This is a genomic window from Rahnella sp. EDr1-12 (assembly GCF_049206505.1).
Lineage (GTDB): Bacteria > Pseudomonadota > Gammaproteobacteria > Enterobacterales > Enterobacteriaceae > Rahnella > Rahnella rivi.
Window position 1 is genome coordinate 162582 of record NZ_JBLZNY010000006.1, and the last position, 19530, is coordinate 182111.

Here is a 19530-nt window from a genome sequence, read left to right on the forward strand (position 1 = left end):
CCGCACAGGCGGCGGGCTTTCGACAGTAAACGGTTAACGCCTGAAGATTATTTAATTTCCAGCACGTTCAGACGCTCAACCACCGCGATGGTTTCATCGTCTTCCGGCTGCCAGCCCACCGGCTGCATCGGGATCTCTTCCCGGTCGAATGCCAGATCCCCGCCGTCTACCACGTCGCTGCCGTGCTGAATCCCTTTAAAATCAAAAAGATTCATATCATTAAGATGTGAAGGCACCACATTTTGCATCGCGCTGAACATGGTTTCGATGCGCCCCGGATACTTTTTATCCCAGTCTTTCAGCATGTCACCGATCACCTGGCGTTGCAGGTTTGGCTGCGAACCGCACAGATTACAAGGAATGATCGGGTATTCACGGGCAATCGCGAAACGTTCGATGTCTTTCTCGCGGCAGTACGCCAGCGGGCGGATCACGATATGTTTACCGTCATCGCTCATCAGTTTCGGTGGCATACCTTTCAGCTTGCCGCCGTAGAACATGTTGAGGAACAGCGTTTGCAGAATATCGTCGCGGTGATGGCCGAGCGCGATTTTGGTACACCCCAGCTCTGTTGCGGTGCGGTACAAAATGCCGCGGCGCAGACGTGAGCAGAGGGAACAGGTGGTTTTGCCTTCCGGGATCTTATCTTTGACGATCGCATACGTGTCTTCGGTGACAATCTGATATTCCACGCCCAGTTCCTGCAAATATTCCGGAAGAATATGCGCCGGGAAACCCGGTTGTTTCTGGTCAAGATTGACGGCAATCAGGGAGAAATTCACCGGGGCACTTTTTTGCAGATTGCGCAAAATTTCCAGCATGGTGTAACTGTCTTTACCGCCTGACAGGCAGACCATAATGCGGTCGCCTTCTTCGATCATTCCGAAATCCGCAATCGCTTTACCGACGTCACGACGCAGGCGCTTTTGCAGTTTATCAATGTTGTATTTTTCTTTCTGAATTGGACTTGTCACAAATTTCTCTTTCGCAAAATCGCGGCGCACAGGCCGCCAGTGTCTATGCGCAGTAGGGTACGGATTTTGGTGCCTGCTGTCAGGTGGATTTTTGTGAAAACCCGCTTTTTTTGCGTCCAAAAAACAGCCAAAAAACTTCCGTTTGTCTGATTTTGGGCTGAATGTGAAATTCGTGACTATAGTTAATAGACTAATTGTTAAGTCAAAACCCCAATTCAGGAGGGAAGATATGAAAAGGAAAAACCTTATTGCCGCATCGCTGGCCGCCGTCTCAATACTGTTTGTTGCAGGCTGCGCCTCGAATCAGGCAATAAAAACGACGGACGGAAAAACCATCGTAACGGACGGAAAACCACAGGTCGATGACGATACCGGTCTGGTGTCGTACAAAAATGCAGAGACAGGTAAGACAGAGCAGATTAACCGTGATCAGGTTAAAAACATGAGCGAACTGGATAACTAATTTTTCAGGTCAACAATGACAAAGGAGAGAACGATGAACAGGAAATTGATTTTGCCACTTGCCGCATTAATCAGTGTCGCAGCGTTGTCAGGCTGCACCCGCACGAGTTATGCCATTCAGACGAATGATGCCCGTACCATCATCAGTGACGGAAAACCGAAAGAAGCTGAAACTGGCTTACTGGAATATACCGATGCGAATGGTGTGAAACAGCAAATCAGCAAAACTGAAGTCAAACAAGTGACGGAACTGCCAAAGTAATATCGCTTTATGTCTGTTTTTTCCGAAATCTCAACCCGCCTCATGAGGCGGGTTTTTTTATGGGTTAAACACGCCACGCCTTAGCGTTGCGACGCCACGATTTTGACCTTATCTGCCGCCGCTGCTTTCTCTGCTTTAGCGGCATTCATGCCTTTTTCTGCGCTGCGGTGCAAAATCCAGCCGAAAACAAGAATCGACAGGGCGCAGAGCAGGAACAGAATCCGTCCCCACAGCGGATTTGGCACCAGGACCATCAGCAGTAATCCGGCACCCATGTACATGGAAATCCGCCCGATTTTATCCCGTTGCAGGCGGTCGAATTCATCCTGTTCGTTGTCGGCATACACCGGGGTTTCCATGTCGATGAAGAACTGTTTGCGCTGGGTTTCGCGCGCCGTGTTGGCTTCGCGATAGAACAGGGTGGTCAGGCAGAAGAAGCCGCCGGTAAACACCAGATGCGAGAAGATGTTCCACATGATCGCCACATCCAGCAGCTCACGTGCGGTCAGCGTAATGCCGGCGAGCCGGGCGACGTCCGGCGCGGTGAACACATTGGCGACGATGTAAGACACGCACAGCCCGAACAGCACGGTGACCCAACCCGCCCAGTCCGGCGTTTTACGGATAAACACCCCGAGGAACAGCGGTACCACGATCGGCGCCTGCATCAGCGTACCGACTTTCATCATCAGGTCGAACAGGCTGACGGTCTGCATCGTGTGCATATATTGCGCCACCAGAATCACCAGCACGCCGTTGACCACGCAGGCGATCTGGCCGACGCGCAGCTGATATTTGTCGCTGCGCTCGCCGTTGCGGTTGACGATCGGCGTCCAGAAACTGCGCACAAAGATCCCCGAGTTACGGTTCAGCGCACAGTCCATCGAAGACATGGTGGCGGCAAACAGCCCGGCCATCAGCAGGCCGACGGTGCCAAGCGGCATCGCGCGTTCGGCGAAAATCAGATACACCGCATCCGTGGCGTTTTTCCCCAGTTCAGGGTGTGCGGTGGCGGCGTCCGGATAAAGAATGGCCACCGCCCACGGCGGGATAAACCAGATAATCGTGCCGACCAGCATCAGCAGCAACGCAAACAGCGCGGCCTTTTTCGCATTGAAACTGTCTTTGGCATTCAGAAAACGATAGGAATCCTGGAGGTTATTGATGCTCTGCACATTTTTGATGAAAAAGAACAGGAAGCAGGCCACCAGTATCGAGATGTAATGCGGCCCGACGTCCGGCCCGGTGAAGAAGCCGGAAGGAAATTCGGTCACCAGTTTGACCGGTCCGCCGACTTTAAACAGCGCCACCACCGCGCAGGCGATGGAAATGATCGCCACCACCAGCGTCTGCACGAAGTCACTCGCCACCACGCCCCATGCGCCGCTCAGCAATGAAATCACCAGCACCACCACGCCGGTCACCCACAGCGTCAGCGTAATGTCGTGCTTGAACACTGCGCTGGCAAACACCGCCAGACTGTTCAGCCACACACCAGCACTCAGAATACTCAGCGGAATGATCATCCAGGTGAAAAACTGTTCGTTACCTTTGCCGAAGCGATGGTTGATCGCCTCTGTGGCAGTATCGACCCGTAACTGACGAAAGCGGGTGGCGAACCACCACCAGGCGATCAGGTAACCGAACACGTTACCGGCGAACACGCTGACCACGTTGAAGCCGTAACGGTAAGCCTGTCCGGCGGCACCGGTAAAAGTCCAGGCGCTGAACTGGATCATGAAAGCGGTGGCGCCGACCATCCACCAGAGCATGCGTCCGCCGCCGCGAAAGTAATGGCTCGAGGAGCCGGATGCCATTTTTTTGAAGGCATAACTGATGGCAATCATTAAGACGAAGTAACCGATCATGACCAGAACATTGATATCCATTGTCGTTACTCTCTCGTTTGCAGGTGAGGTGTTTTTGGTTATGTATTGAGCAAGCGTAGAAGAGGGTGATGAAATTAAAAGTCCGACAAATAAGAAATGCTTAGTTTGTTATCGATTTGTGAAGCGGGTCACTTGTTGGGCGTATTGTGGCTTTTTAAGCCAATTCTGACTGGCGCTTCTCAGCATTCATTGCTTTATTTGTAGTACTAAAGCGAACATTCATTGTAATCCGGAGAACGCATGATGTTATTTCAGTGCCGTACCCTTGGGGTAAAAAAGCTCGCCGCCGCGATGGCGATGACATTTTGCTGCGCAGGCGCACTGGCGGCAGAACCGGCCTTTTTGAATACCGCACAGATGGACGTTGTGCGTCAGCAACTGCATGACAACACCGCTGCCCCGCAGACCTCAGACGCCTATCGGCAGTTGCTGGCGGCAGCGGATTCGGCGCTGAATAAACCCAACCTCAGCGTGACCGATAAAGGCATGACGCCGCCCGGCGGTTCGAAACATGACTATCTCAGCCTGAGCGCCTACTGGTGGCCCGACGAGAGTAAATCCGACGGATTGCCGTGGATCCGCAAAGACGGTCACGTCAATCCGGCCAGCAAAAATGATCAGAGCGACGGTGTGCGGCTGGCGGATTTCACCGCACGGGTGCAGAACCTGACGCTGGCCTGGTATTTCTCCGGCGAACAAAAATACGCTGACAAAGCCGCCAGCCTGCTGCGCACCTGGTTTATCACCCCGCAAACCCGCATGAACCCGAACCTGAATTTCGCGCAGGGCGTGCCGGGGATCTCGCCGGGCCGCAACGCGGGCGTGCTGGACGGGCGTTATTTCTCCATCCGCATTGTCGATTCGCTGGTGCTGCTGCGCGGTAATCCGGCGTGGAGCGACAACGATGATCAGCAGTTACGGGCGTGGATGACGGAGTATCTGCACTGGCTTCAGGGCAGCAAAATCGCCAAAAAAGAGGGGCGGACTGAGAACAATCACGGCAACTGGTACGTCACGCAGGTTTCCGGCATCGCCTGGTATCTCGGTGATAAAGCGGTGATTGGCGAGATGGCGACGCTGATGAAAAGCAAACTCGACGTACAACTTCGCCCCGACGGCACGCAGCCCGCCGAACTGGCGCGTACCCGCTCCTTCCATTACAGCTATTTCAACCTGCAGGCGATCAGCATGATGGCGGTGCTGGCGCAGAAAAACGGCATCGATCTCTGGCATTACAAAACCCCGCAGGGCGGCAGCCTGCTGACCTCGCTGGATTTCATGGCGCGCTTTAGCGATCCCGCTGTGCCCTGGCCGTATAAATCCATCGATCAGATCCGTGTGCGCCCGCTGCCGTTACTTTCCTGGGCGGATAACGCCACCGGCCAACAGCGTTATCAGCAAAAAATCCGCAGCGCGACCTTCACTTTACCGCCAGCGGATAACACTAAAAAAATGGCGGGCGGATATCACGAAGACGTCACCCGTGGCGCCGTGCGGGAGGCTGAACGCGAAACCTGGCTGCTTTCGCTGCCGTCGTTTGCCACCGGGTATGTCGCGCCTCAGCCACAGGAGAGTGGAAAATGAAACCCTGGCTGCCTTTGCTGATCTCCGCTGATGAAGCGGAAAAATTGCGTGCGGAAATTAACGCGGATTCACTGGCGGGCGAGGCACTGCGCGGGCAGATTTCCGCGCTGGAGCATTACATGCTGAACGCACCGCAGATCCCCGGCCAGGGCGAGGCGGGCGGCCCGGAGCACGCGCAGCACAAACAAAATTATCTTTATATCCATCTCGCCGGACGCCTGTTTCTGATCACCGGCGAGCCGCGTTACCGTGATTTCGCGCTGGCGCTGCTCACCGGCTATGCCGATATCTACCCCTCTCTCGGCAGCGCCACCAGCAAAGACAGCAACGCGCCGGGGCGGTTGTTCCACCAGACGCTGAACGAAAACATGTTCTGGTTGTATACCGTCGAAGGCTACCACTGTCTGATCCCCACGCTTGACGCCGGTCAGCGTGAACACATCGAAGCGGGTCTGTTCCGCGTGATGGCCGACGATGCGCTGAACCGGCACAGCAAAGATTTCGATATCGTGCACAACCACGGCATCTGGTCGGTGGCCGCTGCCGCTTTCAGCGGCTATGCCCTTGACTCTCCGTCACTGGTCGAAAAAGCCCTTTACGGGCAGAAAGGCGACAGCGACAGCGGCGGATTTTTCGCCCAGCTCGGCCAGCTGTTTTCACCGGACGGCTATTACATCGAAGGGCCGTATTATCACCGCTTTGCGCTGCGCCCGCTGCTGATGCTGGCGGAAGTGATCGAACGCCGTCAGCCGGAATTACAGATTTACGCCTTCCGCGATCAGATCATCCGTAAAACCTGCGAAGCGCTGATGCAGACCGCGTTTCCCGACGGCATCTGGCCTGCGCTCAACGACGCCTCCAAAACCATGGGTATCGGCGACGAGGGCGCGGTGATCGCCGCCAGCGTCTGTTATCACCGTTATGCGCACAACCCGCAGTGGCTGGCCGTCGCCCGGCAGCAAAACACCGTCTGGGTCAGCCCGGCGGCGCTCGATTTATCGGCGGCGTTGAAAAATGCGCCAGCCGCACCGGTGAGCTGGGGAAGTGTTGCCCTGCGCGACGGGCCGCAAGGTACGCAGGGCGGCCTGGGGATTTTGCGCACTCCCGGTCAGGAGATGGCGCTGATGTGGTACGGCCAGCATGGCAGCATTCCGCGTCTGCATTCGGCGCTCAACCATGGCCATTTCGACGGCCTGCATCTCAGCCTGTTCAGCCGCGGGCGCGAATATTTACGTGACTACGGCTTTGGCCGCTGGGTAAACGTCGAGCCGAAATTCGGCGGTCGCTACATTCCCGAGAACAACAGCTACTGCAAACAAACCGTCGCGCATAACACCGTGGTGGTGGATGAGCAGAGCCAGAACGGCGGGCACAGCCTGGAGGCCGAAACCCGCTGCGGCGAGCAGCATTTCTTCGTGACCGATAACCCGGCAGGACAGGGCATGAGCGCGCGGCTGCATGACTATTACCCCGGCGTGGAACAGCAGCGCACCGTGCTGATGCTGCAACTGCCGGAGTGCAGTGCGCCGCTTATCGTCGATGTTTTCCGTCTGATCAGTGCGCAGGCGCATCGCTATGATTATTGCCAGCATCATCTCGGCCAGTTTGTGCGCAGCGACGTGACGCTGGCGGTGGCAGAGCACCTGAAACCGCTGGGTGAAAGCCACGGTTATCAGCATCTGTGGGATTGCGCCCGCGGCCAGGTGGCGGCGGGAGAGTCGGCTTTATTCAGCTGGCTCGACGGCGATGCCTACCGCACGATGATCAGCGCCTTCCCGGACGGTGGCGAGCTGATTGTCGCCCGCACGGGAGCGCAGGATCCTCATTTTAACCTGCGTAATGAACCGGCACTGTTGTTGCGAACCCACGGCAGCCGGGCGATTTTCGCCAGCGTATTTGAAACGCACGGCTATTTCGACGAGGCCAGCGAAACCTCGGTGGACGCGCGCGGAAAGGTTGAGCGCGTCAGCGTGGTCAGCCATGACGATGAGCACACGGCACTGACTATCGGCTTTGCCTCACAGCGGACGCTGAGCGTTCGCATCAACAACCGCGCCGCGCCGACGTCTGCCAACGCGTTCAGCGTGGCGTGGCAACCCGACACACCTCTGAACATCCCTGAATAATGAAGGAGTCATCATGTTTAACGATTTAAAAGGTCAGCGAGTTTTGATTACCGGTTCAACCAAAGGTATCGGTCTGGCGGCGGCCAAAGCCTTTGCGGCGGCGGGGGCTAAGGTCGGTATTAACGGCCATCGCCACGATGCCAGCCTCAACCAGCTGGCGTCGGAAATTGAAAGTCACGGTGGCGAAGTGGTCTATTTTGGCGCAGACGTCACCCGTTCCGCCGAGTGCGAGGCGCTGGTGTCGCGCTTCGTCGAACATTTTGGTGGCCTTGACGTGCTCATCAATAACGCGGGCGGTCTGGGCGGACGTCAGGGGCTGGAAAGCATTGACGACGATTTTTACGACCATGTCATGGATCTTAATGCCCGCTCGGCGCTGATGGTCACGAAATACGCCATTCCGCATCTGCGTCGTTCGGCGAAAGAAAGCGGTAAAACCACCTCGGTGATCAGTACCGGTTCCATCGCCGGGCGCGAAGGCGGCGGCCCCGGTGCCAGCTTGTACGCGGCGTCCAAAGCCTGGCTGCACAACGTTCACCGTAACTGGGTGAAAGAGTTCACCAAAGATAACATCCGTTTCAACGTGATTTCGCCGGGCACCATCGACACCGTTTTCCACGCGGATAAAAGCGTCGAAGTGCGGGAGAAAATCGCCGGTTCGATCGCCATGGGGCGCTTTGGCACCAGCGAGGAGCTGGCACCCAGCTTCCTGTTTTTCGCATCTCACGCCTGCAGCGGCTACATCACCGGCCAGATCTTAGACATTAACGGCGGGCAGATGGCGCCGTAGCGCACAGTTCTTCAGTTTCAAAGCGGAGGGCGCATGCAGCGTGCCTCCGCCTGAACTATGCTGTCGGCAATCTGCACTGAAAAAGGGAAGAGTATGACGATGCAGTTTGAAACCGCCGCAGGCATGACGCGTGGGCTGAACACCCACATTGCCCGCGATATCGCCCGTAAAATTCTCTCCGGCGAACTGGCTTCGGGTGCCATTTTGCCGAGTGAAATCGAGCTCGGCGAACAGTTCGGTGTCAGCCGCACGGCCCTGCGTGAAGCGCTGAAATTGCTCACCTCTAAAGGGCTGCTGGAATCACGTCCAAAAATCGGCACCAGGGTAAAAGAGCGTCCGCAATGGAACATGCTCGACCCGCAACTGCTGGAATGGATGCAGGGCATGGAAGCGACGGAAGAGATTTATCACCAGTTTCTGGAGTTTCGCAAAGCCATCGAACCGCACGCCACCGCACTGGCGGCCGTGAATGCCAGCAAAGAGCAGCGCATTGAACTGTCGCGCATTTATCGCCAGATGTGCCACGTCTCGGAGAACTTCGACGCGCAGGCCTGGGTGGAGATCGACACCCAGTTCCACCGGATGATTTTCATCTCATCCGGCAACTGTTTTTATGTCCCGTTCGGCAATGTGCTGACCACCATTTTCAAATGGTTCTTTGAATACTCCTCCAAAGAAGGCGGCATGTGCCTCAACGAGCATAAAAAAATTTATGAAGCGATCATGGCAGGAGACGAAGGCGCGGCGTATTCGGCATCGCTGGGGCTGATGAAAGGGCATAAACATAGGTTGAATCGGGGAGGGGGCGTGTAACTCTAAGGTCAAGTTCAAAACCTTGGGCTCGCCGCCCAAACGGGCCCAAAGGGTTTTAAACGAAACCCTTTGGAATCCTGCGTTTTTTTAACTGCGCGCTACCGCTCGCAGGCTATGTTCCAGGTACTCCTGCTATTGCCGCAAAATCCCGCCGCTGCGCGGTGCCCTCCGGTCGGGTTACAACCCGCGCAAACAGACGCGCGGTTTTCCACCACTCCCTCCGGCGTGATTTTTGAGTGCGGCCACTGGCATTTCAAAATCAAAGAAAATGTATTTGGGTTTGGTTTTGCTTTTCTCCTTTCACATCGCAGGGGGAGGAGAAAAACCTCCGTTTTACATAGCCTCTGGCCGCGCTCAAAACGACGTCGAATGAACGGTGAGAAACCGCGAGGGTATTTTTCCGAGCGGGTCCGAACCTGAAATGAGAGGACCGCGCAGCGGCGGCGTTTGCGGCAATAGCCGGAGCCGCTGGAATATAGCCCGCCAGCGGCAGCGCGCAGTGAAAGAGCCCGGGATTCTTAAGGGGGCGGCGATAAGCCCCCCTTAAGGCCCGTTTGGGCGGCGAGCCCAAGGTCTTGACGTTAAAACGCATTCGCAGCCGCTAAGGCCAGTGTGGGTGGCAACCCACGGTCTTGCCCTTGACCTGAAGCCAGATATGAAATATCCCCATTCCCCCTCTATTGTCATTTATGACACAAATATCACTATTACTTACGCCCCAGTGCCAACCCGCCTTATAGACTTGTCATCACTATTACGCTTTAATCATGCCATCGGAGCGGAATAATCATTCAGGGACCAGGATGAATAATTAAATCCCTTATAAGGAATTAACTCGGTGATTTTATGAGGACATTACAGGTCAGGGATTTCTTTCTTTCAGAACAGCACGCTTTCAGTTTATTCGATATGAATCACCAAATGATGGAAGATGTCCACCGGCATGAATTTGATGAGTTGGTTATTGTTCGTCACGGCAGCGGGTTTCATATTATTAACGATCAGGTGGAGTTTATCTATAAAGGCGACTTCTTTCTGGTGGCGGCTAATGATATTCACTGCTATCAGTCAACCAATAAATTGTCCGTGATAAATGTCTTGCTGCATAAAGAAAGGGAATTTAAATTCATTCAAAACATTGACGCGTTAATTCATCCGATCGCCGAGCCTCCCTGTACGATGAAAAAGCATCGCGTAAGTCTTACCGATGAGGAACTGAATAAAATAGGCAGCGTGGCTGACATGATTAATTCACAGTGCGACGCAGAGTTTGACAGCCATTACTTTGCCTGCGCGGAGTCCGGCCTGCTGTCGATCATCGTGACGCTCTTTCAGTGCGCCAGCAGAAAAGGGGACCGCATCCACAACACTCATAGCGGCAAGCGACACCTGCTCAATTATTTACGCGAGAATTACGCCAGCAGCATTAACTGGGACTATTTATGCGAAGAAAGCGGCGTCGCGAAAAGAACCATGTTCCGCTTTATTAAAGAAATAACCGGTTATACGCCTGAACAGTTTCAGAGCCGGTATCGCCTGTTAAAAACGCAGGAGTTATTACGCACATCCGATTATCCGATTGGCAAAATTGCTACGCTGTGCGGATTTAATAACGCCCCGCGCTTAACCGAAGCCTATAAAAAACAGTTTCAACGCACACCTTCTCAGGAACGTGCGCGGGTGAGTAATAGTGTTATTTGAACGTCACGGGTAAAAATAAGTTATTCCTCTGCAAAACAAAAACAGTGAGAGATAAAATTAACGATAACTCATAAAGGTAATTATTATGTCAATCATCAAACGGACAAATCCCTGGTATGTGGGGGGAGTCTCTGGCATGGCCTCTTATATTGATTCTTCGGCAATTGTATCAAACGGAACGGCGCTGGTTATTTATCAGAAAGCCATTGGAACAACGTCAGTGGAAATCGGGATCCTTTCCGGTGTATTAACGTTATGTATTGCGCTCGGCGCACTTCTTGGCGGCAGGCTGGGAGATTGCTATGGCAGACGTAAAGTCTTTATCACCACCATGGCGATGATTATTACCGGCACCCTGTTACTGGCGTTTGGCATTAATTTCCAGATGCTGCTGATCGGCACTCTTTTCGTCGGGCTGGGAACGGGGGCCGATCTGCCGGTTTCATTAGCCACCATTGCCGAAGCGGCTACCGATAAAAACCGGGGCAAAATTATCGGGCTTTCGAATCTTTTATGGTTCCTGGGCATCGTGATGACGATGGCGATTTCCGCCATGGTGGGCGGCTGGGGCCAGGCTGGGGCGCAAATCATGTACCTTCATGTTTGCGTGGTCGCGGCAATATTACTGTTATTACGCTGCACAATACCGGAATCGGGATTATGGCTGAGTGCTAAACAAGATCGTGAAAAAGGCATATCCAGCGTTCGTGCCCAAAAAACAGCATTTAAAGATCTGATCCGGGGAAAATATCTCTGGCCCTTCGTCGCGCTGTGTATTTTTTACAGCTTCACCAATCTTGCTGCGAATACAGGCGGGCAGTTTGGGACTTATATTGCGGTGAACGTGGTAGGCATCAGCGTGGAGAAAAATTCACTGTGGAACCTGATGACCATGCCGGTAGGCGTGGTGGCGGGAATTATGTTTATGCGGTTTGTCGATACGAAAAAACGGATGCCGACATTTATTCTCGGCGCCTTCTGTTTTGCCGGGGGGTTTTTCCTGCCGGTGATATTTAATTTCTCTCCCATCTCCTGGTTCAGCTGTTTGTTCTTTACCGCGCTGGGCAGCGGGCTGGCGTTTGAAGGCATTATGAAAGTCTGGTCGCAGGAATCATTCCCGACCATGCTCCGCTCAACGGCGCAGGGCATTATTGTGGCCATCTCCCGTTTATCCTGCGGTTTGCTGGCCTTTGTCACCCCGTTATTACTCGATGCCGGGCCGATTGCGCTGTACTCGATTTTATCCACGGTCGTGGCACTCGGATTATTAATTGGCTGGCTGTGTTTCCACGGTAAACCCCGTAATGAATTTAAAAGTGAGGCTGAACCTTTCTTTGACGATTCACCGGTATTTCATATTGATACGCCCGCAGCAAAAATTTAATTCTTTCACCGTGAAAGGATCCCCTTACATAAGGAATGCGAAATGATGTTATCAGTGAGCAAACTGACGTTAGATCACGAACCGGCTTTATCGGGCGTGGAAAGGTTACCCGTGATGGGATGGAAAATCGAAAGCCGTCATCGCAATGTCAGACAAACCTCGTATCAGCTGCAAATCAGTCAGGATATATGTTTTAACCAGATCGTTTTCGACAGCGGCGTCCAGCACAGTGAACAGTCGAACAATATTGTTTTAGCGAATGTCGCATTAATACCTTCTGCCCGCTATTTTGTCCGCGTACGTGTACAGGATAATTATGCTGAAACCAGCGCCTGGAGCGAACCCGCCGGGTTTATTACCGGTCTGCTTGATAGCGGTTGGCGCGCAGAGTTTATTTCGGCGGAGAAACCAGAAGACAAAGATAATTCAAAAGCCACGCTGGTAAGAAAAACCTTCGAAGCAGACAGTCATAAATCCATTTCCTCTGCGTTTGCGCATGTCAGTGCGTGGGGTATTTATCAGTTGTATGTGAATGGGAATAAAGTCGGCACGGATGAGCTGACGCCGGGATGGACCAGTTACGCTCATCATCTGCTTTATCAGACGTATGATCTCACGGATATCCTCAGCGGCGGGCTAAATGTTATCGGCGCGATGTTAGGTGCCGGCTGGTATAAGGGCGATATGGGGTTCACCCGCGACCGTAATTATTATGGCGAAAATACCGCGCTTATTTGTCAGGTAGTCATTACCTATACCGACGGCTCACAAGACATCATTAACACTGACGAAAGCTGGGAAGGGGACGATTCTCCCATTCTGTTTGCGGAAATTTATGACGGCGAAATTTACGACGCCCGGCAGGAACAAACCGGCTGGAGCTCGCAGAAATTCACCCCGCGTGTCTGGCGGCCGGTCAGGGTGATGGCAGGCGATAAAACGGTGCTTAAAGCGCAGGCAAGCGGCACGGTTAAGCAGACAGAAAGGCTGAAACCGGTCGCGATGATCACTACGCCGCAGGGCGACCGCGTGATCGACTTCGGTCAAAACCTCAGCGGCTGGGTGGAATTTTGCGTTAAAGGCCGCGCGGGGCAGAAAGTGATATTGCGCCATTTCGAAGTGCTGGACGCCGCGGGAAATGTCTATCTCGATAATCTGCGCTCCGCGAAGCAGCGCACCGAATATGTGCTCAGGGGGGAGGGGGAAGAGTGCTGGCATCCGCACTTTACCTGGCAGGGATTCCGCTACGTAAAAGTCGAGGAGTATCCGGGTGACGTGGATCTGAATAATTTCACCGCCATCGTCCTGCACTCTGCGATGGAACAAACCGGCGAATTCTCCTGCTCCAGTGCGGAACTCAATCAGTTGCATCACAATATTCTGTGGGGACTGAAAGGCAACTTTATCGATGTGCCAACGGACTGCCCGCAGCGCGATGAGCGTCTCGGCTGGACGGGGGATGCGCAGATTTTCTGCCGCACCGCCAGTTATCTGATGCAGACGCGAAATTTCTTCGCCAAATGGCTGACCGACCTGCGTTGTGACCAGACGCCTGAAGGCGGCGTGCCGCATGTTGTCCCGGACATTCTGACCAATCATTGCGGCAAAGATCGGTTGCTGGCCGATGGTGGCACCCATTCGGCTTCTGCGTGGGCCGATGCGGCGGTGATCAACCCCTGGACGATGTATCTGATGTACGGCGATACGCGGGTGCTTGAAGATCAGTATGACAGCATGAAAGGCTGGATTGATTTCATGGAGGCGCATTCAGAGCATCACCTTTGGCGCTATAAACTCCAGTTTGGCGACTGGGTGGCGCTGGACGCAAAAGAGGGCAGCTATTTCGGGGCAACGCCCAACGATCTGACCTGCACGGCCTACTTTGCTTATTCCACGCTGCTGTTTTCTAAGGCCGCCAGCGTATTAAACCGCACCGCGGATCACCGCAAATACGCCGATCTGCATGACAAAATCGTCCACCTTTTCCAACAGGAGTTCTTCATTCCCGCCGGCAGGCTGGCGGCCAGGACCCAGACGGCACATATTCTGGCGCTCTATTTTAATCTGGTTCCGGAGGCCTTCCGCCAGAGAACCACCCAGACGCTGGTCGAACTGTTAAACGAACACGACGGCCATCTGGTGACCGGCTTCGTCGGCACACCTTATTTCTGTCATGCCCTCAGCCAGAATGGCCGGCTGAAGGAGGCCTGGCAGTTATTGCTGAAAGACGATTTCCCTTCATGGCTGTATCAGGTCAAAGCTGGTGCGACGACGATCTGGGAGCACTGGGATGGCATCAAACCCGACGGCTCAATGTGGAGCGCGGAGATGAATTCATTCAATCATTACGCCTATGGCGCGGTGGGCGAATGGTTATACCGGGTAGCGGCAGGCATTGAAGCTGACGAAGATCAGCCCGGATTCAAACATGCGGTCATTCAGCCGCGGCCCGGCGGCGGCCTTGACTGGCTTGATGCCCGTTATCAGTCGATTTACGGCGCGATAGGCGTGCGCTGGGAGGTGAGTGGTCAGACAGTGGATCTTCGGGTCAGCATTCCGGCGAACACCTGCGCGACGCTCCTGCTGACGGACGGCAAAACATTGCATGAAACCGATGGCATTGATTTTGTGCCCTGCGTGCAAGGGTATACGGCGGAAGTGGGGTCGGGGGAATATCGGGTGAAATATGCGTTAGTTTGAGTTTCAGGTCGTGCGCTGCCGCTGGCGGGCTATATTCCACCAGCGGCTCCGGTTATTGCGTCAAACCTTAAGACTCCGTTTTCTTCCCTGCCAGCATCGCCAGAAAATCATATTTCTGCTGCAACTCTTTCTCCGCTGCGGCATACAACATTTCCGCGACTTCCGGCTGCTGCGCATTCAGCCTTCTGAAACGCTGCTCGTTATTGAGCGTGTCAGTCAGCCCGCTGGATGGCGGCCTTGAGTCGAGCGCCAGCGCCGGTTTCCCTTCTTCCACACGACGCGGGTCGAAGCGGTACAGCGGCCAGAAACCGGTGGTGGTCAGCTGTTTCATCTGATCGTGGCTGAGTGCCAGATCATAGCCGTGTTCCTCGCACGGGCTGTACGCGATAATCAGCGACGGCCCCGGATAGGCTTCGGCTTCCTGAATGGCTTTGACGGTCTGGTTGAGCTGCGCACCGAGGGAAATCTGCGCGACGTAAACATGGCCGTACATCATCATGCTGACACCCAAATCTTTGCGCGATTTGCGTTTGCCCTGTTCGGCGAATTTCGTCACCGCGCCGAGCGGGGTGGCTTTCGACTGCTGTCCGCCGGTGTTGGAATAACACTGGGTATCGAGCACCAGCACGTTGACGTTTTCCGTCAGGCTTAACACGTGATCCAGCCCGCCGAAACCAATGTCATACGCCCAGCCGTCGCCGCCAATCAGCCAGATGGATTTATCCACCAGATAATCGGCGTCCGTTGCCAGCTGCCGTGCGTCCGGCGTGTCGATGTCTGCCAGAATTTTACGCAGCGCCGTGACATGTTCGCGTTTCACTTCCGGCGTGGAAGTGTCATCGCGCAGGCCGCCTAAGACGTCCGCCGGAATATGTTCTTCCAGCGAGGCGACTAAGCGCAGCACGCGGCGGCGGTGCTGATCAACCGTCAGCCGGAAGCCAAGACCGAACTCGGCGTTATCTTCAAACAGCGAGTTCGCCCAGGCCGGACCACGGCCTTCGGCGTTGGTGGTGTAAGGCGTGGACGGCAGGTTACCGCCGTAAATCGAGGAACAACCGGTGGCGTTGGCGATCAGCAAGCGGTCGCCATACAGCTGGGTAATCAGTTTGATGTACGGCGTTTCGCCACAGCCGGAGCAGGCACCGGAATACTCAAACAGCGGCGTGATCAGCTGCGACGTGCGGATGTCGATGCGTTCCAGCGTGCTTTGATCAATCTCCGGCAGTTTGAGGAAGAAGTCGTAGTTTTCGCGCTCTTCCTCGAGGTGCTCAATGCGATCCGCCATGTTAATGGCTTTGATCGACGGATCCTGACGATCTTTTGCCGGGCAGACTTCGACGCACAGATTACAGCCGGTGCAGTCTTCCGGTGCGACCTGCAACACGTATTTCTGGCCGCGCATATCGCGGGATTTTACATCCAGCGATTGCAGGGCAGACGGCGCAGCGTCCAGATATTCAGGCTGAACCACTTTGGCGCGGATCGCCGAATGCGGGCAGGCGGCGACGCAGTGGTTGCACTGGGTACACAAATCCGGTTTCCAGATCGGCACTTCTTCGGCAATGTTGCGTTTTTCCCACTGCGTGGTGCCGGTCGGCCAGGTGCCGTCCGGCGGGAACGCCGAAACCGGCAGCGCATCGCCAAGACCTGCCAGCATCGCGGCGGTCACCGTTTTCACAAAGTCCGGTGCGGCATCGGAGACGATCGGTGGGCGTTTGCGCGGGTTTTCGGGAATGGGCTGTAACGGCACGGCAACCAGTTCTTCCAGCGTTGCCCCGAGCGCCATCCAGTTGCGGGTCACCACGTCTTCGCCTTTGCTGCTGTAGCTGCGGGCGATTGCACCCTGCAATTCTTTCAGCGCTTCGTCACCCGGCAGGATCTGCGTCAGGTGGAAGAACGCCATCTGCATGACGGTATTAATGCGTGCGCCGAGTTTACATTCGCGGGCAATTTTGGCGGCGTTGATCACGTAGAAACGGGCTTCACGCTGATGCAGGGTCGCCTGCACTTCCAGCGGCAGCCGCGCCCAGACTTCATCGGCGCTGAACGGCGTATTCAACAGGAAAATGCCGCCATGACGCAGGCGCTCTGCCATCTGGTAAAGATCGATAAACTGCCACTGATGACACGCCACAAAATGCGCCTGCGTCACCAGATAGGCAGATTTGATCGGAGTGTTACTGACGCGCAAGTGCGACACCGTCAGGCCACCGGCCTTTTTGGAGTCGTAAACGAAATAACCCTGCGCGTACATCGGCGTACTGTTACCGATGATTTTGATGTTGTTTTTGGTCGCCGATACCGAGCCGTCGCTGCCCAGCCCGTAGAACAACGCTTCCAGAGAGGCGCGCTCCGGCAACTCTTCTTCTGTTACCGGCAGGGACAACCCGGTGACGTCGTCATAAATGCCGACAGTAAAGCGCGGGCGCGGCTGGCTCAGCGACAGTTCGCGAAATACTGACATCACGCAGTCCGGGCCGAACTCTTTCGAGGATAATCCGTAACGGCCGCCGATCACTTTCGGCAGCGAATCACGTTCGCCACGCGAATAGGCTTCGGCCAGCGCGGTCATCACGTCGAGGTACAACGGCTCGGCCAGCGAGCCCGGCTCTTTGGTGCGATCGAGCACCGCAATGCTTTTCACCGTTTGCGGCAGCACGGACAACAGATGTCCGGCACTGAACGGGCGGTACAAACGCACTTTCAGCACGCCGACTTTCTCGCCACGCGCATTCAGGGTTTCGATCACTTCTTCTGCGGTGCCAATGCCGGAGCCCATCAGGACGATCACCCGTTCGGCCTGCGGATCGCCGACATAGTCGAACGGCTTATATTCGCGGCCGGTGAGGGCGGCAAATGCATTCATTGCGTCAATAACATGCTGGCAGGTGGCGTTGTAGTAAGGATTGGTGGCTTCGCGCGACTGGAAATACGTGTCCGGGTTAGCGGAGGTGCCACGGATCACCGGATGATCAGGTGAAAGTGCGCGGGCGCGGTGGGCGTCAATCTGCGCCTGCGGCAGCATCTGCTGGAGGGTATCGTCACTCAGCGGGGCAATTTTATTGATTTCATGCGAGGTGCGGAAACCGTCGAAGAAATGGATAAACGGCACGCGGCTGTTGAGGCTGGCGACCTGCGAAATCAGCGCGAAATCCTGGGCTTCCTGCACACTGGCGGCAGAGAGCAGGGCGCAGCCGGTCTGGCGTACCGCCATAACGTCGGAGTGATCGCCAAATATCGACAGCGCGTGCGTCGCCACGGTACGGGCGGCGACGTGCAATACAAACGGCGTCAGCTGACCGGCCAGTTTGTACAGGACCGGGATCATCAGCAACAGACCCTGCGACGAGGTGAAAGAGGTCGATATTGCGCCGGTCTGCAACGCGCCGTGGACGGTGGAAATCGCGCCAGCCTCAGACTGCATTTCCATTACCGTCGGGACATCGCCCCACAAATTTTTCTTTCCTTCGCCTGACCAGGCACCGGCAATTTCGGCCATGGTAGAACTCGGCGTGATCGGATAGATGGCAATGACTTCGTTAGTGCGATAAGCCACGGAAGCGACTGCGTTATTACCGTCAGTGGTGATCATGGAATACCCTTTGCTTGCTCACAAAACAGGCCGGTCAACATGCGGTTTTACCGGCAAGAATGATAAAAGCTTAGCAGAGGGCGGAATAATCAATTTATCCTGATTGTGTGCAAGGTTTTTTATTAGTCAGGTGAATGAATGGGCCGTGCGGGAAGCGAAAGTGTTTCTGTTTATGAACAAAACCCCGATTTTTAGGAAAAAGTTGATGTTCTTTCGCCGGAAGGCTCGACGCAGACGAAAAACGTCGGATATGATGACCGTTCTATAATTCCCCGCTATATCGCACTATTCAGGAGCAGGACAGATGATCACTGCGTTTCGCGTGTTACTGGCCACCGGCGTGCTGGTGTTATCCGCATGCAGCAGCCACGAAGAGTCGGCTGATGTTCCACAAAAAGGCAACAGCGTGAATGTTGGCCAGCGCACCGTGAATATGGACAGCCCTGCGTTTGCTGCCTGTTCTATGGCAGGCGGACAATTGCGACTGGCTCCTCAGCTTGACGGCAGCCGCGTCGGGATGTGTTCAATGGCGAATGGCCGTCAGTGCTCTGAAAGCGCGTTGATGCAGGGCCGTTGTACTGCAGGTTAATGTACCGCAGGCTAAGCTTTTTACCCCAGTCACTGACCTTGGTGAGCTTCCGGGGCATGATGTCAGTTGTTGCTCAGACCTGATCCCAAACGGGATTACATCCGGTCTTTGAGGCGATAAATCAGCGTATGTTTGCCCTGTGTCAGGATCATTTTGTGATCCTGCAAGGTCACTGCTGCGCCATGACTGAGCACATCACCTATCACCTGATCCCATTTGTTCAGATTCTCGTCGCTGCACAGCATCCGGGTGGAGGCCAGCCCTTTCACGGTCAGCACGTTGTTTTGCAACTCGCCCTGGCCGAAGAAGTTATTACACATTTTGCCGGAAACGTGCATTTTCTCCCCAAACTCGATTTCCGGAATTCGCCCCTGCGCCGCCGGAACGGTCTGCCCGTCAACGCTCAGCAGTTCAAACCGGTGATGCTGTAAATCGTGTTGTTTCACGGTGGTGTCCTGACCCATGCTGCATGCGCTCAGTGTGATGGCTGTCGCCAGAATAAACAGTGCCTTTTTCATCTTCTCTCCTGAGAAATATTCCATTCACATTCTCCGATGCAATAGATTCATCTGAATAATGCGTGATTTTCAATCCTATTGTAGCGTGAATAAATAAGGATGTTAAAGGCCAGATTGGCCTGGGAGAGCCACTGCGCCCGTTCCGC

Annotated in this window: 14 protein-coding genes; 10 read left to right on the top strand and 4 right to left on the bottom strand. The window is 54.8% G+C overall.

Annotated features, from left to right (window positions below):
* Positions 1 to 47 precede the first annotated feature (47 nt).
* Positions 48 to 974: a tRNA 2-thiocytidine(32) synthetase TtcA gene (ttcA, locus tag ACO0U8_RS20355; protein ID WP_421671504.1), complete on the bottom strand. Its 927-nt coding sequence runs from the start codon at positions 972 to 974 to the stop codon at positions 48 to 50.
* Positions 975 to 1203: 229 nt separating this feature from the next.
* On the opposite strand from ttcA, the gene ACO0U8_RS20360 reads away from it, so the two are divergent.
* Both ACO0U8_RS20360 and ACO0U8_RS20365 read left to right on the top strand, forming a co-directional pair.
* Positions 1204 to 1437, top strand: a complete 234-nt coding sequence (locus ACO0U8_RS20360; protein WP_056770372.1) for a YgdI/YgdR family lipoprotein — start codon at positions 1204 to 1206, stop codon at positions 1435 to 1437.
* 33 nt (positions 1438 to 1470) lie between these two features.
* The gene (locus tag ACO0U8_RS20365; protein ID WP_056770375.1) at positions 1471 to 1698 is read left to right on the top strand and encodes a YgdI/YgdR family lipoprotein; all 228 of its coding nucleotides are present in this window, start codon (positions 1471 to 1473) and stop codon (positions 1696 to 1698) included.
* Between the two features lie 80 nt (positions 1699 to 1778).
* On the opposite strand, the gene ACO0U8_RS20370 is transcribed toward ACO0U8_RS20365, so the two are convergent.
* The gene (locus tag ACO0U8_RS20370; protein ID WP_056770378.1) at positions 1779 to 3587 is read right to left on the bottom strand and encodes a sodium:solute symporter family transporter; all 1809 of its coding nucleotides are present in this window, start codon (positions 3585 to 3587) and stop codon (positions 1779 to 1781) included.
* Positions 3588 to 3878: 291 nt separating this feature from the next.
* Between ACO0U8_RS20370 and ACO0U8_RS20375 the strand changes: the two genes are divergently transcribed.
* The 7 genes from ACO0U8_RS20375 (at position 3879) to ACO0U8_RS20405 (ending at position 14685) form a co-directional block, all read left to right on the top strand.
* Entirely contained in the window at positions 3879 to 5171 is a 1293-nt protein-coding gene (locus ACO0U8_RS20375; RefSeq protein ID WP_421671553.1) for an alginate lyase family protein, read from the top strand.
* Positions 5168 to 7297 (top strand): heparinase II/III domain-containing protein, encoded by a 2130-nt coding sequence (locus ACO0U8_RS20380; RefSeq protein WP_421671505.1) that lies wholly within the window; start codon positions 5168 to 5170, stop codon positions 7295 to 7297. Before ACO0U8_RS20375 ends, ACO0U8_RS20380 begins: the two co-directional genes overlap by 4 nt.
* A gap of 13 nt (positions 7298 to 7310) precedes the next feature.
* Positions 7311 to 8087 carry an SDR family NAD(P)-dependent oxidoreductase gene (locus ACO0U8_RS20385; protein WP_421671506.1) on the top strand — a complete coding sequence of 259 codons (777 nt, stop codon included), beginning with the start codon at positions 7311 to 7313 and terminating at the stop codon, positions 8085 to 8087.
* Between the two features lie 93 nt (positions 8088 to 8180).
* Positions 8181 to 8900 (top strand): FadR/GntR family transcriptional regulator, encoded by a 720-nt coding sequence (locus tag ACO0U8_RS20390; RefSeq protein ID WP_421671507.1) that lies wholly within the window; start codon positions 8181 to 8183, stop codon positions 8898 to 8900.
* Between the two features lie 921 nt (positions 8901 to 9821).
* Complete coding sequence (locus ACO0U8_RS20395; protein WP_421671508.1) at positions 9822 to 10601, top strand: helix-turn-helix domain-containing protein; 780 nt, start codon at positions 9822 to 9824, stop codon at positions 10599 to 10601.
* An 85-nt stretch (positions 10602 to 10686) separates the two neighbouring features.
* Positions 10687 to 11985: an MFS transporter gene (locus ACO0U8_RS20400; RefSeq protein WP_421671509.1), complete on the top strand. Its 1299-nt coding sequence runs from the start codon at positions 10687 to 10689 to the stop codon at positions 11983 to 11985.
* A gap of 42 nt (positions 11986 to 12027) precedes the next feature.
* Positions 12028 to 14685, top strand: a complete 2658-nt coding sequence (locus ACO0U8_RS20405; protein ID WP_421671510.1) for a family 78 glycoside hydrolase catalytic domain — start codon at positions 12028 to 12030, stop codon at positions 14683 to 14685.
* Between the two features lie 67 nt (positions 14686 to 14752).
* Here the strand turns inward: ACO0U8_RS20405 and nifJ are convergent, their stop codons facing one another.
* Complete coding sequence (gene nifJ / locus ACO0U8_RS20410; protein ID WP_421671511.1) at positions 14753 to 18277, bottom strand: pyruvate:ferredoxin (flavodoxin) oxidoreductase; 3525 nt, start codon at positions 18275 to 18277, stop codon at positions 14753 to 14755.
* Between the two features lie 304 nt (positions 18278 to 18581).
* Here nifJ and ACO0U8_RS20415 point away from each other — a divergent pair, with 304 nt between their 5' ends.
* Positions 18582 to 18866: a DUF333 domain-containing protein gene (locus tag ACO0U8_RS20415; RefSeq protein ID WP_056770399.1), complete on the top strand. Its 285-nt coding sequence runs from the start codon at positions 18582 to 18584 to the stop codon at positions 18864 to 18866.
* A gap of 95 nt (positions 18867 to 18961) precedes the next feature.
* Here ACO0U8_RS20415 and hslJ read toward each other — a convergent pair whose 3' ends face one another.
* Complete coding sequence (hslJ, locus tag ACO0U8_RS20420; RefSeq protein ID WP_056770403.1) at positions 18962 to 19384, bottom strand: heat shock protein HslJ; 423 nt, start codon at positions 19382 to 19384, stop codon at positions 18962 to 18964.
* Between the last annotated feature and the right edge of the window lie 146 nt (positions 19385 to 19530).

What these genes read in the sequence shown, in the direction of transcription:
- ACO0U8_RS20360 (WP_056770372.1), top strand. Translation starts at nt 1,204, where the DNA reads ATGAAAAGGAAAAACCTTATTGCCGCATCGCTGGCCGCCGTCTCAATA.
- ACO0U8_RS20365 (WP_056770375.1), top strand. Translation starts at nt 1,471, where the DNA reads ATGAACAGGAAATTGATTTTGCCACTTGCCGCATTAATCAGTGTCGCA.
- ACO0U8_RS20370 (WP_056770378.1), bottom strand. Translation starts at nt 3,587, where the DNA reads ATGGATATCAATGTTCTGGTCATGATCGGTTACTTCGTCTTAATGATT.
- ACO0U8_RS20375 (WP_421671553.1), top strand. Translation starts at nt 3,879, where the DNA reads ATGGCGATGACATTTTGCTGCGCAGGCGCACTGGCGGCAGAACCGGCC.
- ACO0U8_RS20380 (WP_421671505.1), top strand. Translation starts at nt 5,168, where the DNA reads ATGAAACCCTGGCTGCCTTTGCTGATCTCCGCTGATGAAGCGGAAAAA.
- ACO0U8_RS20385 (WP_421671506.1), top strand. Translation starts at nt 7,311, where the DNA reads ATGTTTAACGATTTAAAAGGTCAGCGAGTTTTGATTACCGGTTCAACC.
- ACO0U8_RS20390 (WP_421671507.1), top strand. Translation starts at nt 8,181, where the DNA reads ATGACGATGCAGTTTGAAACCGCCGCAGGCATGACGCGTGGGCTGAAC.
- ACO0U8_RS20395 (WP_421671508.1), top strand. Translation starts at nt 9,822, where the DNA reads ATGATGGAAGATGTCCACCGGCATGAATTTGATGAGTTGGTTATTGTT.
- ACO0U8_RS20400 (WP_421671509.1), top strand. Translation starts at nt 10,687, where the DNA reads ATGTCAATCATCAAACGGACAAATCCCTGGTATGTGGGGGGAGTCTCT.
- ACO0U8_RS20405 (WP_421671510.1), top strand. Translation starts at nt 12,028, where the DNA reads ATGATGTTATCAGTGAGCAAACTGACGTTAGATCACGAACCGGCTTTA.
- nifJ (WP_421671511.1), bottom strand. Translation starts at nt 18,277, where the DNA reads ATGATCACCACTGACGGTAATAACGCAGTCGCTTCCGTGGCTTATCGC.
- ACO0U8_RS20415 (WP_056770399.1), top strand. Translation starts at nt 18,582, where the DNA reads ATGATCACTGCGTTTCGCGTGTTACTGGCCACCGGCGTGCTGGTGTTA.
- hslJ (WP_056770403.1), bottom strand. Translation starts at nt 19,384, where the DNA reads ATGAAAAAGGCACTGTTTATTCTGGCGACAGCCATCACACTGAGCGCA.